The organism is Arthrobacter sp. KNU40 (assembly GCF_051515115.1).
Classification (GTDB): Bacteria; Actinomycetota; Actinomycetes; order Actinomycetales; family Micrococcaceae; genus Arthrobacter.
The window spans coordinates 1,574,154-1,587,113 of the sequence record NZ_CP195850.1; the positions used below are offsets into that span (position 1 = coordinate 1,574,154).

A 12,960-nucleotide genomic window follows, 5' to 3' on the forward strand; every position below is an offset into this window, starting at 1 on the left:
CTTACCGCGGCCCGGTTACGCCAAGACCTTGAAGGTCAGCTCCACCGCGTTCAAGAACAGCGCCAGAATGGACATCCCGAGGCCGGCCACGAGCAGAAGGCCCGGGTGCGCCAAGCCGAGAACCACCCGCCTCAGATCAGGCCGGGAGCGCAGGAATTTCCTCGGCACCCGTGAGCTGGCGGGACTTTGGCTCCAGCCACGCAAACGTCGCAGGAACCAGGCGCAGCGGACGATGAAAGCCATCCACAGGACCGAAATGACAAGCGGGACTGCTGCCACGAGCAAGTTGAAGCCGAGGGCCGTCACTTCGCGCTCGGAATTTCCCACTGCGGCCTGGACAGTCGTGGAGATCGAGGCGCTCATGACCACTGAGACGCCCCACACGAGGAAAGCAGTCACCAAGGCAAGGAATCTCACGAAGAAGTGGCCAAGCACTGACTCGTTTTGTGGTTTCAAATGCCTGCGGGGAGTAGCGTTCAGCACCGCGAGTGTAGACAGAACGGTCGGCAGCGCGGCCATGCCGACCAGCAGGTACCAGCTCCAGCCGGCCAGGTCCAGGAATTCATCGAGGAGGATCAACACCGCCCAGAAACCGGTCCATGCCCACCCGGCGTAGAGCGGATGCCGGACCAGCCAGCCAGGCAGCCAGGCCTCGGAAGCGTCCGCTGCCTGGGCACTCGCCTCGCTCCCCGGGGCATCTGCCTTTCCTGGCGGGGCCTTTGCCGTCGTGGGACCTTCACCCCCATCCACGCTCATGGGCCAACTGTAGCAAGGACACACTTGCGAAGCCCTGCGGAGTTAGGCTTGGTCAATGACTTCAGCCCACGTCACCCTGTGTTTCCTGCTCCGCGACGGCGACGCCGGCCAAGAGGTGCTCCTGGGTCGGAAGAAGACCGGCTTCGGCACAGGGAAGATTGTGGGCGTAGGCGGACATGTGGAGTCCGGAGAGACAGCGGCCGAAGCCGTATGCCGGGAAGTTCAGGAGGAAATCTTCGTCCATGTGGAAGAAGGGGACCTCATTCCCGCCGGGACAGTGGATTTCGTCTTCCCCGCCAAGGCCGAGTGGAACATGTTCACCACGGTGTATCTGACCGAGAGATGGACAGGCGAGCCAGCCGAGAGTGATGAAATAGCGCCGCAGTGGTACCGCGTGGAGGGACTCCCTGTCGAACAGATGTGGGCCGACGCCGAACACTGGCTGCCCGCCATGATTTCCGGTCAACGCATCGCAGTTGAAGTTGTGCTCGCTGGTGACAACGAAAGTGTCGCCGAAGTTCACACTGGCGAGTGGCTGGATTCTGGAGCGGCGCGCTAGTTGCGAGGAATCTTCAAGAAAGCTTGGTTGGAAATGTAACTTTGTCCGGCTTCTTGGAAATTACCCTCGTAGCCGGTAACCACAGGCTTAAAACTTCAAGGGGGGACCATGCTTTCGGAACGGGAGCTGGCGTTTATCACGCTTCACAAGGACTGTTACCCACGCGTTTTCGGCTTTGTTCGACGACGCGTTTCAGATGCGGAATTAGCGCAGGAGCTCGCGGCGGACGTGTTTCGCGTGGCATGGCAAAAATGGGATGAAGCAGGGGTGACTGAACCCGCGTGGTTGTTCGCCGTAGCTCGGAATCTGCTGGGGAACGCCTACCGTAGCCACGAACGTCAGCAGGCATTGCATTTGCGGCTTAGGGAATCCGCAGGAACCATCGGTGCTGCTGCCGAAAGCAACGAAGTTGTGGAACATGCCATGGCTGCTTTGAGGGAAAAAGACCGTGACGTCCTGCAACTCGCGTATTGGGATGAACTCTCGATCGCAGAAATCGCCGGCGTGCTGCAGTGTAGCGAATCGGCCGCAAAGGTGCGTCTACACCGAGCCCGCGAGGCATTCCGCAAGGCCATGCCGGTCCGGGCCGAAACCGCTTCACAGAAAATGGGGGCATGAAATGGATGCCATTAGGAATTTGATTTCCGCAACTGATCCGTTGAAAGCAGATCCCGCTACCGTCCCGGATGCCGAGGCCGTCCTCCGGCAGATTGTCACGGACCGCTCCGAGACCGTTGACAAGATGCCGCCCAATATCCGGTCATTGGCCGATGCCAGGCGACAGCGGGCAGTGCGTCTCGCCGGGCTGCTGACCATCGCTGCGGCTGCCGTGACGGCAGGCGTGCTGGTGGTGTCGAATCTGGGCGCGTTGACCGGGGCTCCTGCTCCGGCCAATTCCGGGCATGTGACTCCGGCTCCCTCCGCCACCCCGTCAACCTCCGCAACGCCCACTGCGACACCAACACCAACCCCAACTGTAAGCATGGCCCCCGCTGTCCGGTGGAAGACGTTTACAGACGCGACATCGCAGGCGACGTTCGAGCTGCCTGAAAGCTGGTTCGTAGTGGAGCGACCGACGATGATTGCCGGCGGATCGTACAACCAGGCTTCAATACGGGATGCAGAGAACAAGCAGGTCGCGGAGTTGAACTTTGTCTACGACCGCACCATTGGAGGCTGCGCCAACCCTAAGCCGTACTCTCCAAAGCCGGTCACTGTCCTGGATTCGGTGGATCTGGATATCCCGCAGAAGGCAGACAAGGTCGCATGGTTTTCAGGAGCCAAGGGCTCCCCGCTTGGTCCCTCTCGTTTCACATTCACTGTGATCAAAGGCGATCGCGTCTACGGCACAGTAGCGCTCTCGGAGGAGCATGAGTTGCCCGGAACACCTGTGTGCCACCAAATCAATGGCATCACCGGACCGGACAACGTTCCCTTGGTCGAATTCGGAGACACTTGGGCGATGGCCGCGGACGGCTCGAACGCGCCTCTCGTCTTCGACACCATGGCGGAGGCGCGCGCGTACACGCAGACGCAGGATTACCAGGACATGAAGCGGATGCTGAGCTCTCTGTCCCTGAAGCCCAGCAAAACTGTCGTTTCCTCTATATACCGAAGCCAGGCCGCGAAGGTCCAGTTCGAACTGCCGACAGGGTGGACAGCGGCGGAGGTACCTGCGGGGACGGCCGAGTTTCCTGGCACGGGGATTGACGTCGCGGACGAGTCCGGTAAAAGGGTGGCCCAGTTGCGATATGGCTCTGGCGGTGGCCTCGGTGGCGCCTGCGGTCCCAGTGAGCGCTACAAAGTGACGGAGCTCGATTCCTTCACCATGGGATATTCCTGGGCGGAAGCAGCAGGTGCCAGGTTCTCATACCGCGTGCTGGACCTAGCCCCGGTGGGCAAAGGTTTGAGTTATGAAGTGGGTCTCGTCGACAAGTCCAGCGGGCAGCTGACGGACACGTGCCCGACCCTGATGTACGCAGTGGTCAGTGGGGCCCCCAAGGGCTCCCTGTCCTTTGCCGACAGGAGCATCCAAGGTCCCGGAGCTCCCGTCTTCGACACCATGCACGAAGCCATGGCCTACATGGGGACACCCGAGTACGCAAAGCTGAAGCTCATGATGACGAGCCTCGCACTCACCGATTAGCCAGGCTCCTGTTCGAGAACGACGCCGGGCCGGTCCCCAGAATGGACCCATTCTGGTGACCGGCCCGGCGTCGTACTTGGTGAAATTACGGCAGGTGCCGTTCATCCACGCCGTTGTATTCGCTGAGCGGACGGATCAGGGAGTTCGATCCGAGCTGCTCCATGATGTGTGCGGTCCAGCCGGTGATGCGGCTCGCGACGAACAGCGGGGTGAAGGTGGGGGTGTCGAAGCCCATGAGGTGGTACGTGGGCCCGGCGGGGTAGTCGAGGTTGGGCTTGATCGCCTTGGCCTCGTCCATGGCCTGTTCGAGGCCGTTGTACAGGCCCAGGATCTCGGGCCGGCCGTAGTGGGCGATCATCTTGTCCAGCGCGGCCTTCATGGTGGGCACCCTGGAGTCGCCGTGCTTGTAGACGCGGTGCCCGAATCCCATGACCTTCTTCTTCTGCGCCAAGGCGTGTTCCATCCAGGTCTTCGCACGGGAGGCTGCGTCATCCAGCGATTCCTCGGTGCGGATGCCGATTTCCTCGAACGTGTGCATGACGGCCTCGTTGGCGCCGCCGTGCAGCGGGCCTTTGAGGGCGCCGATCGCCGCGGTGACCGCGGAGTGCAGGTCCGAGAGGGTGGAGGTGACAACGCGGGCAGTGAAGGTGGACGCGTTGAAGGAGTGCTCGGCATAAAGGATCATCGAGACGTTGAACGCCTTGACGACCTCGTCCACCGGGTCCTCGCCGAAGGTCATCCACAGGAAGTTCGCGGAGTAGCCGAGGTCCTCGCGGGGATCCACGACTCCCTGACCGCGCCGGCGGCGCTGGTCGTAGGCGACCACTGCCGGCATGGCGGCGAACAGGTCAATTGCCTTGGTCATGTTGGCCTCGGGCGTGGAAACCTCGGCCAGCGGGTGCCGCGCTCCCAGCACTGAAGCGGCCGTTCGGCAGACATCCATGGGGTGGGCAGTCGTCGGCAGAGTATCGATGACCTGCTTCACTACAGGGTCAAGGGCGCGGCCCGCGCGCTCGCGGGCGGTGAACTCTGCAAGTTCCTCCGACGTGGGCAGTTCACCGTTCCACAGCAGGAAGGCGACTTCCTCGAAACTGCATTTGGCGGCGAGTTCCTGCACGGGGTAGCCGCGGTACAGCAACGAGTTGGTGTCCGGATTGACCTTGGAGATCGCGGTGTAGTCAACCACGACGCCGGCCAGGCCCTTCTTGATCTCTTCAGCTACCATGCTGTCCTCCTTCGTTCATCGGCAAGCACTCCGGACTAGCCGGAGCGCCTGCATCCCTTGGTTGATCCAGTTACCGGCTGAGCCCAGGAACCTGGAAGTTGAAAACGCTCGTGTCGAAGTGGTTGTAGGCCTCGTAGTCCACGAGGTCATAGAGGCGCGCACGGGTGAGCATGTTCTCCACCTGCGCCTCCTGCGTTCCTGTGGCCTTGATCGTTTCCAGCGTACGCTCTGCAGCCCCCATGGCAATGCGGAGCAGGGTGACGGGGTAGATCACCATGTTCACTCCGACGCCCTGGAGCTGTTCCACGGTGAATAGCTCGCTTTTGCCGAACTCGGTCATGTTGGCCAGGATCGGCACATCCACTGCGTCGCGGATGGCTTGGAACTCGGACAGGTCCTTCATGGCTTCGGGGAAGATCGCGTCCGCGCCGGCGTCGACGAGTGCCCGGGCACGTTCCTGGGCGGCCTGGATGCCGTCGACGGCGCGGATGTCGGTCCGGGCCATGATGAGGAAGTTCGGGTCGCGCCGGGCGTCCGCTGCCGCACGGATGCGCTTGGCGGCGGTGTCGGTGTCGACCACGTTCTTGCCGTCGAGGTGCCCGCACCGTTTGGGGTTGAACTGGTCTTCGATATGGCAGCCGGCCAGCCCGGCGTTTTCGAGTTCCTGGATGGTGCGGGCCACGTTCATCGGCTCGCCGAATCCGGTGTCCGCGTCCACGAGGCAGGGGAGTTCGGTCATGCGGGCGATCTGCCCTGCGCGGGTGGCGACCTCGGTGAGGGTGGTGAGTCCGATGTCCGGCAGGCCGAGGTCGTTGGCGAGGACGGCACCGGAGATGTAGACGCCGGGGAAGCCCTTCTCCTCGATCAGGCGTGCCGAGAGCGGGTTGAAGGCGCCGGGGAACTGGGCGATGGTCCCGGAAGCGAGCATCCCGCGCAGGGCGAGGCGCTTCTGCTCCGGGGTGGTGGTGGAGTAGAGCATCTAGAAGAGTCCCTTCGGTGCGGCGGCAAGGTCGATGACGCCGGGGGCGGCGGTGATGTTCAGCTGGTCCAGTTCGCCCGGGCCCAGTTCCGGGAGGCGCTCGACGGCGGCGAGGAACCTCTCGATCTCGGACGCCTCGACCAAACCGGTAGCAAGCGTTCGGAACTTGTTCACGTACTGTTCGCGGGCGAAGGGCCGGGCGCCGAGCGGGTGCGCGTCGGCCACGGCGATCGACTCGGTGATGACGGTGCCGTCGTTGAGTGTGATGACAACGGTGCCGCCGAAGGCCTTTTCCGCGATGTCCAGGGAGTGGTAGCGGCGGGTCCATTCGGGGTCTTCCACGGTGGTGACCTTGTGCCAGAGTTCCACGGTGTCCGGGCGTGCGGCGCGTTCCGGGCTGTAGGAGTCGACGTGGTGCCAGGTGCCGTCCTGCAGGGCCACGGTGAAGATGTACGGGATGGAGTGGTCCAGGGTTTCCCGTGAAGCGGTGGGCGAGTATTTCTGGGGGTCGTTGGCTCCGGACCCGATCACGTAGTGCGTGTGGTGGCTGGTTTTGATCAGGACGTTGGCCACGTTGGCCGGGTCCGTGGCCTCGGGGTGCTCTTTGTGGAGTTTGCGGGCGAGGTCGATCCAGGCCTGGGCCTGGTACTCGGCGGAGTGTTCCTTGGTGTAAGTGTCAAGGATTGCGCGTTTGGGCTCCCCGGCTTCGGGCAGCGGGACCTCGTAGGAGGCGTCCGGGCCGTCCAGCATCCAGGCGATCACGCCGTCTTCGCCTTCGTAGATCGGCACGGGGGAGGTCTGGCCGCGCATGGCCCGGTCCACGGCCTCGACGGCCATCTTGCCGGCGAACGCGGGGGCGTGGGCCTTCCACGTGGAGATTTCACCCTTGCGGGACTGCCGCGTGGCGGTGGTGGTGTGCAGGGCCTGGCCGACGGACTGGAAGATCGTCTCCACATCCAGGCCCAGGAGGGTGCCGATGCCGGCGGCGGCGGACGGGCCGAGGTGGGCTACATGGTCGATCTTGTGCTGGTGCAGGCAGATGGCCTTGACCAGGTTCACCTGGATCTCGTAGCCCGTGGCGATGCCGCGGATCAGGTCCTTGCCGCTGGCCCCGGTGTGCTGGGCCACGGCGAGGATCGGCGGGATGTTGTCGCCCGGGTGGGAGTAGTCCGCAGCCAGGAAGGTGTCGTGGTAGTCGAGTTCTCGGACGGCAACGCCGTTGGCCCAGGCGGCCCACTCGCTCGAGACCCGGTCCGTGATGCCGAAGACCGACGAGCCTTTGCCGTTGGTGGTCGGCGCGTGGGTCAGGGCCTGCGCCCGGGCGGCGATGATCGGGCCACGGTTAAGGGAGGCAACGGCAACGGAGGCATTGTCGATGATCCGGTTGATGATCATGTCGGTGACCTCGGGAGTCACCTCGACGGCGTCGGCGGCAACCGTGGCGATCTTGTGCGCCAGCTGCTCCTCGCGGGGAAGGTTCTCTTCGCTCTTGTAGACGCGGACGTGGTTGTTCTTCACCATGGTGCTCCTTAGTGAGGGGTGTGGGTGGCTTTGACGTGGGAAAGACTGCGGTGCAGATGGACTGTCGTGGCGGCTTCGGCGAGCCGGGGGTTGCCTGCCGCGATGGCTTCGGCGATCGCGGCGTGCTCGGCCGCGGCGGCATGGAGGCGTTCGTCGTCGTCGGCCGCGAGGCGGCGGACCCGCACGAGGTGCACGCGGAGGCTGCGCATGGCCTGGGCGAGGTAGGAATTGGAGATGGCTTCGTCGATCGCTTCGTCGAGCCTTCCCACCAGGGCGTAATAGTCGTGCCGGGAGGGGTCGCTGTCGTTGAGCATCTCCGGTGCCCGGAGGAGCTCGGCGTGGAGTTGCTCGAACACCGCACGTTCACCGCGCACGGCGGCGAGGGCGGCGGCCTTGCCTTCCAGGGTTTCACGCAGCTCGAACAGTTCGTCGATGTCCTCCAGCGAGATATCGGTCACGACGACGCCGCGGCCGCCCGCCGCCGTCGTCAGTCCTTCCGCGCTGAGCCGGCCCAGCGCCTCCCGGACCGGTGTGCGGGACACGCCCAGGCGCTCGGACTGCTCCACTTCCGCGAGGACCGTCCCGGGCGCCAGACGCCACTCAATGATGTCCTCGCGCAGGGCCGCATAGGCTCTCTCGCTGGCACGCATGGACCCTCCTTCGCTGGGTGGACGTCCTCAGTGTATACACAAATGGTGATGAAGCCTAGCTTTTCTGGAGATTACTCGGTCGATGATCGACCTGTGTATACATCCAGGATGGATTGTGGGCTAACTCCGGTTCCAGCGGTATTCGTTCTCCGGCCGACCTGGGGTACCGTATCGCGCATTCCGCGTGACCATTCCGGCGTCGGCCAGGTACTCGAGATAGCGGCGTACGGTGACCCGGGACATCCCAAGGGCGACAGTTGCCTCGCTTGCGGACACGGCCCGGCCAAGGCTGGCCAGGAGGTCTTTGACGGACTCCAGGCTATGGGCCGAAAGGCCCTTGGGCAGTGGGACTTCGGTGGGCGCGCGGAGACTGGCAAACGCCTGGTCCACATCGCTTTGCGATGCTCCACTCGCCCGGGCGCCTGACGCCGGTGCGGCGAGTTGCTCGCGGAAGGTGCGGTAGCTGGCGAGTTTGTCCGCGAACGTTGCGAACGTGAACGGTTTGATAAGGTACTGCACCACGCCGATCGACACCGCGCTGCGGACAATGTTCACTTCCCTGACGGCGGTGATGGCGATGATGTCCGCAAGGAGTCCCGAAGCGCGCATTCGGCGGGCAACATCCAGTCCGTGCAGATCCGGCAGGTTCATGTCCAGCAGGACGAGGTCCACCGGCTGGCCGGCAACGGCGAATTCGTTCAGTAGCCGCAGGGCCGACTGTCCGTCCGGGGCCGTTCCCGCGACGGTGAAACCGTCGATTCGGCCGACGTAGACGCCATGGGCATCGGCCGCGATGGGTTCGTCCTCGACAACGAGGACGCGGATTTCGGTCATTCGGCTTCTTTCCTGGAGTCCGGCGCGGGGAGCGCCACGCGGAAGAACGCACCGCCCAAGGCGCTCGTGGATTCGCTGATGGACAGCGTACCGCCAAGCCGCTGAACTGCTTGCCGGACCAAGGCCAGGCCCACGCCGCGGGAAGGAGCTCCGGGTTGACCCGCCTGGCCGATGCCGGCGGCCTTGGTGCTGAATCCGTATTGCCAGACGTCGTCCACGATGCCGGGATCGATGCCGTGGCCGGAATCGGCCACCGTGAACGTGGTTCCATCAGGTCCGGATTCGATGTCCAGTTCAACTTTGCGCGGCGGGGGAGCGGCAGCGGCGGCGTCGAGCGCGTTGTCCAGCAGGTTTCCCAAAATGGTCACGAGGTCCTGGACGGCGAGGCCCCGTAGGCCGTCCCCGCCGGTCACCGTGACAGTCAGCTCCGCTCCGCGTTCGTGCGCCTCGGCGGACTTTCCCATGATGAGCGCACTCAGGACAGGCTCGTCCACCGATGCCACGAGGTGGTCGGTCAGCTGCTGACTCAGTTCAAGGTCCTTGGTGGCAAAGTCCAAGGCGTCGGTGGTCCGCCCGAGCTCCATGAGGGACACGATGGTGTGCAGGCGGTTGGCGTGTTCGTGGGTCTGGGCCCGCAATGCGTCAGACAGGGTCTTCATTGTTTCGAGTTCACTGCCGAGGGACTCGATTTCCGTCCTGTCCCGGAGCGTGGCAACGGTCCCGAACACGGCAGGTCTCTGCCGACCCCTCATTCCGGGCGGTCCCACGGCGGGCGCCTGGTTCACCACCAGGATCCTGGACCCCGTGAGGTGGATTTCGTCGTGTGCCGTCCGGCCGGACTCGAAGAGCCCGTGGAGGCTGGGCTCCAGGGGCAGATCCGCAAGGCGAGGTGCGGCTCCCGCGGCGGGATCGACGTCGGACCTTTCCAGTCCCAGCAAATCCGCGGCCTGGTCGTTGTACATGACCACACGGCCGCCCGTATCGATCAGGACCACGCCTTCGCGAACCGAATGCAGGACCGACTCGTAATACGCGAACAATTGCGCCAATTGCTCCGGTCCCCAGCCCCGGGTGACCGAACGCAGGTAACGGCCCAGCAGCCCGGAGGCGAGGGAGCCTCCAGCGAGCATGGCCAGGGAGAAGGCGATGATCGTCGTGAGCCGGGCTGACACCGCGACGTCCACCGTCCGCACCGTGACACCCGCCGCCACGAGTGCCCGGACCTTTCCGGAGGAATCCTCCACAGGAACGATGGTGCGGACGGAAGGGCCGAGCGTACCGGCAGTGACCTCAGTGAAGGTCTGCCCGTGCAGGGCAGGATCGATGGTGCCGATATACGGTTTGCCGATTTCGTCGGGGTTCGCATGGGTCCAGCGCGTCCGGTCCGGGGCCATGATGGTGATGAAGTCGGTATGGGCGTTAGCCATGACCATCTGGGCGTAAGGCTGCAGGGCGGCGGACGGATTCGGCGTACCGGCTGCCTGAAGGACGAGGGGGTTGGCTGCGATCGCCGCGGCCACCGCCTGCATTCGCTGGCCGGCGTCGTTGTAGGCCCGGTCCCTCGCGTCCACAAACGCCACCGTTCCGACGATCGCAGTGAGCGCCAAGATGAACAGCAGATTTGCCACAAAGAGTCTCCGGGCAATGCTCCAGCGTCGGATCTCGTGCTCCTTTCTGCGGGCCATCCTGTGACCAATATGAACGCAACAGTGATACATGTCACGCCGCGCCTAATGATGGGTATCACAGCAGAGCGGCGCAGGGACATTTTGCAGGGACCACGGCGCTTTCCAGAGTATCTATAAGGAGCAAAGCCATGACCTCTCAAAGAGGAGAGATTGCACCCGCCAAGACCGGGCGCAAGGGGCTGGACAAGTCGCATTACCTCTACATCGCCGTGATCGCCGCAGTAGTACTGGGCGCAGTCGTCGGGCTGCTTTTCCCCGAAGTGGGTAAATCCCTCAAGCCTTTGGGTGACGGCTTCATCAAGCTCATCAAGATGATGATCGCCCCCGTGATTTTCTGCACGATCGTCCTGGGCATCGGATCGATCGCCAAGGCAGCCACTGTTGGCAAAGTCGGCGGCCTCGCACTCATCTACTTCCTGGTGATGTCAACGTTCGCGCTCGCGATCGGTTTAGTAGTCGGCAACATCATCCACCCGGGTGAAGGCCTGAAGCTGATCCCGTACGACCCCAATGCGAAGGCCGCCACGAACAGCACCGCCGACTTCCTGCTGGGCATCATCCCGGGAGACATTCCCGTCCTGCCGACGCTCCTGGCCGCTATCTTGGTGGGCTTCGCGCTGCAGCGCATGGGCTCCCAGGGCCAGCCGGTACTCAGGGCCATCCAGCACGGGCAGGCACTCGTCTTCCGAATCCTCATCATGATCATGTGGCTGGCTCCCGTCGGCGCCTTCGGCGCCATCGCCGCAGTGGTCGGTGCCACCGGGGTCAAGGCAATTTTCGGCATGCTCACCCTGATGGTTGCCTTCTACATCACCTGCGCGCTGTTCATCGTCGTGGTGCTCGGCACCTTGCTGCGGGTGGTTGCCGGCGTCAGCATCTTCCAGCTGATGAAGTACCTGGCCCGCGAGTACCTGCTCATCTTCTCCACCTCATCCTCCGAAGCGGCGCTGCCGAGGCTCATTGCCAAGATGGAGCACCTCGGCGTTTCCAAGCCGGTTGTCGGTGTCACGGTGCCTACGGGCTACTCCTTCAACCTGGATGGAACTGCCATCTACCTGACCATGGCCTCGCTGTTCGTCGCCAACGCCATGGGTATCCCGCTGGACCTGGGTGCCCAGGTATCGCTGCTGGTCTTCATGATCATTGCGTCCAAGGGAGCGGCAGGCGTTTCCGGTGCCGGCCTGGCCACCCTCGCTGCGGGCCTGCAGGCACACCGGCCCGAATTGCTGGGCGGAGTCGGCATGATCGTCGGCATCGACCGTTTCATGTCGGAAGCCCGCGCCCTGACCAACTTCACGGGCAACGCCGTCGCCACCGTGCTGATCGGTACCTGGGTCAAGGAAATCGACCGCAACCAGGTCACCAACGTCCTCTCCGGTGCGACGCCGTTCGACGAGCTGACCATGATCAGCCACCACGCTGAACCCGAAGTGAAAGAGGCCGTGGCCGCTTAGTCCGGCACGCTGTTTCGAAGCATCCACGCAGGCAAGGCAGGAACCCGTCAGGGGGACCTGCCTTGCCTGCTTTTTATTGGCACCGCGAACCAACCTTCTACCTCAGCTAGAAGGTAAAGGCTCAAACTGCGGGCAATGTCAAGTTCCGAAGAATGCCGTGTCGGGCGCTGTAGCCTAGGTGGGGAGCAGTGCTGGTGCTGGAGACAGCCGCAGGAAATGACCGTCGTGGAGAGAGTGGATAGATACGTGAGCAGCGAACGGGGAACGACTACGCTGGAGGGCACGGATTTCGATCTGGAAGACGCCGTCATGGGGCCCACGGGCCGCCCGCACCGCGACTTCCCGGAGCCCGCGCCACTGGCCTCCCATGGCCCGGCCCGCGTCATCGCCATGGTCAACCAAAAGGGCGGCGTGGGCAAGACCACGTCAACCATCAACCTCGCCGCTGCGCTCGCAGAATACGGCCGTCGCGTCCTGCTCGTCGACTTCGATCCGCAGGGAGCCCTTTCCGCGGGGCTGGGAACGAACCCGCACGAGCTCGACCTCACCGTGTACAACGTCCTGATGGACCGCAAAGTGGACATCCGCGACGCCATCCAGAAGACCGGCGTCGAAGGCATCGACCTCCTGCCGGCGAACATCGACCTCTCCGCCGCGGAGGTCCAGCTGGTCAACGAGGTAGCCCGCGAGCAAGTGCTGGACCGCGCGCTCAAGAGCGTCGAGGACGACTATGACGTGGTGCTCATCGACTGCCAGCCGTCCCTTGGCCTCCTCACGGTCAATGCCCTGACGGCTGCGCACGGCGTCATCATCCCGCTGATCTGCGAATTCTTCGCCCTCCGCGCGGTGGCACTGCTTGTCGAAACGATCGAAAAGGTGCAGGACCGGTTGAACCCGCGCCTGCAGGTGGACGGCGTGCTCGCCACGATGTACGACGCCCGCACCCTGCACAGCCGCGAAGTCATTTCGAGGCTCGTGGAGGCGTTCGGGGACAAAGTCTTCGAGACCGTCATCAAGCGTTCCATCAAGTTCGCCGACGCCACGGTTGCCGCGGAGCCCATCACCAGCTACGCCGGAAACCACATCGGCGCCGATGCCTACCGCCGCTTGGCCAAGGAACTGATTTCGCGCGGCGGCGCACCCTAGCC

At 63.8% G+C, this 12,960-nt stretch carries 11 protein-coding genes and 1 pseudogene; 5 read left to right on the forward strand and 7 right to left on the reverse strand.

From position 1 onward, the window contains the following. Nucleotides 1-15 precede the first annotated feature (15 nt). On the reverse strand, nucleotides 16-756 hold the full coding sequence (locus tag ACSKT0_RS07400) for a hypothetical protein (protein WP_437773168.1): 741 nt from the start codon (nucleotides 754-756) through the stop codon (nucleotides 16-18). 55 nt (nucleotides 757-811) lie between these two features. On the opposite strand from ACSKT0_RS07400, the gene ACSKT0_RS07405 reads away from it, so the two are divergent. The 3 genes from ACSKT0_RS07405 to ACSKT0_RS07415 all read left to right on the forward strand — a co-directional run bounded on the left by ACSKT0_RS07405 (nucleotide 812) and on the right by ACSKT0_RS07415 (nucleotide 3,461). Continuing rightward, nucleotides 812-1,315 carry an 8-oxo-dGTP diphosphatase gene (locus ACSKT0_RS07405; protein ID WP_437773169.1) on the forward strand — a complete coding sequence of 168 codons (504 nt, stop codon included), beginning with the start codon at nucleotides 812-814 and terminating at the stop codon, nucleotides 1,313-1,315. A 108-nt stretch (nucleotides 1,316-1,423) separates the two neighbouring features. Beyond that, nucleotides 1,424-1,933 (forward strand): RNA polymerase sigma factor, encoded by a 510-nt coding sequence (locus ACSKT0_RS07410; RefSeq protein ID WP_437773170.1) that lies wholly within the window; start codon nucleotides 1,424-1,426, stop codon nucleotides 1,931-1,933. Nucleotides 1,934-1,973: 40 nt separating this feature from the next. After that, nucleotides 1,974-3,461, forward strand: a complete 1,488-nt coding sequence (locus ACSKT0_RS07415) for a hypothetical protein (RefSeq protein WP_437773171.1) — start codon at nucleotides 1,974-1,976, stop codon at nucleotides 3,459-3,461. An 85-nt stretch (nucleotides 3,462-3,546) separates the two neighbouring features. On the opposite strand, the gene ACSKT0_RS07420 is transcribed toward ACSKT0_RS07415, so the two are convergent. The 6 genes and pseudogenes from ACSKT0_RS07420 to ACSKT0_RS07445 all read right to left on the reverse strand — a co-directional run bounded on the left by ACSKT0_RS07420 (nucleotide 3,547) and on the right by ACSKT0_RS07445 (nucleotide 10,355). Beyond that, nucleotides 3,547-4,686 carry a bifunctional 2-methylcitrate synthase/citrate synthase gene (locus ACSKT0_RS07420; RefSeq protein WP_437773172.1) on the reverse strand — a complete coding sequence of 380 codons (1,140 nt, stop codon included), beginning with the start codon at nucleotides 4,684-4,686 and terminating at the stop codon, nucleotides 3,547-3,549. A gap of 70 nt (nucleotides 4,687-4,756) precedes the next feature. Next, nucleotides 4,757-5,665, reverse strand: coding sequence for a methylisocitrate lyase (gene prpB, locus ACSKT0_RS07425; RefSeq protein ID WP_437773173.1), 909 nt, complete (start codon nucleotides 5,663-5,665; stop codon nucleotides 4,757-4,759). Then, complete coding sequence (locus tag ACSKT0_RS07430; RefSeq protein WP_437773174.1) at nucleotides 5,666-7,186, reverse strand: MmgE/PrpD family protein; 1,521 nt, start codon at nucleotides 7,184-7,186, stop codon at nucleotides 5,666-5,668. After that, a pseudogene (locus ACSKT0_RS07435) lies at nucleotides 7,182-7,836 on the reverse strand (GntR family transcriptional regulator); the annotation flags it as partial. The pseudogene ACSKT0_RS07435 and the gene ACSKT0_RS07430, both read right to left, overlap by 5 nt. Before the next feature lie 120 nt (nucleotides 7,837-7,956). Next, nucleotides 7,957-8,670, reverse strand: a complete 714-nt coding sequence (locus ACSKT0_RS07440) for a response regulator (RefSeq protein ID WP_345446996.1) — start codon at nucleotides 8,668-8,670, stop codon at nucleotides 7,957-7,959. Further along, entirely contained in the window at nucleotides 8,667-10,355 is a 1,689-nt protein-coding gene (locus ACSKT0_RS07445; protein ID WP_437773175.1) for an ATP-binding protein, read from the reverse strand. The genes ACSKT0_RS07440 and ACSKT0_RS07445 overlap by 4 nt, the downstream gene beginning before the upstream one ends. A gap of 131 nt (nucleotides 10,356-10,486) precedes the next feature. On the opposite strand from ACSKT0_RS07445, the gene ACSKT0_RS07450 reads away from it, so the two are divergent. After that, nucleotides 10,487-11,812: a cation:dicarboxylate symporter family transporter gene (locus ACSKT0_RS07450; protein WP_437773176.1), complete on the forward strand. Its 1,326-nt coding sequence runs from the start codon at nucleotides 10,487-10,489 to the stop codon at nucleotides 11,810-11,812. Nucleotides 11,813-12,058: 246 nt separating this feature from the next. Beyond that, nucleotides 12,059-12,958 (forward strand): ParA family protein, encoded by a 900-nt coding sequence (locus ACSKT0_RS07455; protein WP_345446988.1) that lies wholly within the window; start codon nucleotides 12,059-12,061, stop codon nucleotides 12,956-12,958. Nucleotides 12,959-12,960 lie beyond the last annotated feature (2 nt).

Bases quoted from the DNA above. Each gene is read 5' to 3' on its own strand.
- ACSKT0_RS07400 (WP_437773168.1), bottom strand. From the start codon at position 756: ATGAGCGTGGATGGGGGTGAAGGTCCCACGACGGCAAAGGCCCCGCCA.
- ACSKT0_RS07405 (WP_437773169.1), top strand. From the start codon at position 812: ATGACTTCAGCCCACGTCACCCTGTGTTTCCTGCTCCGCGACGGCGAC.
- ACSKT0_RS07410 (WP_437773170.1), top strand. From the start codon at position 1,424: ATGCTTTCGGAACGGGAGCTGGCGTTTATCACGCTTCACAAGGACTGT.
- ACSKT0_RS07420 (WP_437773172.1), bottom strand. From the start codon at position 4,686: ATGGTAGCTGAAGAGATCAAGAAGGGCCTGGCCGGCGTCGTGGTTGAC.
- prpB (WP_437773173.1), bottom strand. From the start codon at position 5,665: ATGCTCTACTCCACCACCACCCCGGAGCAGAAGCGCCTCGCCCTGCGC.
- ACSKT0_RS07430 (WP_437773174.1), bottom strand. From the start codon at position 7,186: ATGGTGAAGAACAACCACGTCCGCGTCTACAAGAGCGAAGAGAACCTT.
- ACSKT0_RS07440 (WP_345446996.1), bottom strand. From the start codon at position 8,670: ATGACCGAAATCCGCGTCCTCGTTGTCGAGGACGAACCCATCGCGGCC.
- ACSKT0_RS07445 (WP_437773175.1), bottom strand. From the start codon at position 10,355: ATGGCCCGCAGAAAGGAGCACGAGATCCGACGCTGGAGCATTGCCCGG.
- ACSKT0_RS07450 (WP_437773176.1), top strand. From the start codon at position 10,487: ATGACCTCTCAAAGAGGAGAGATTGCACCCGCCAAGACCGGGCGCAAG.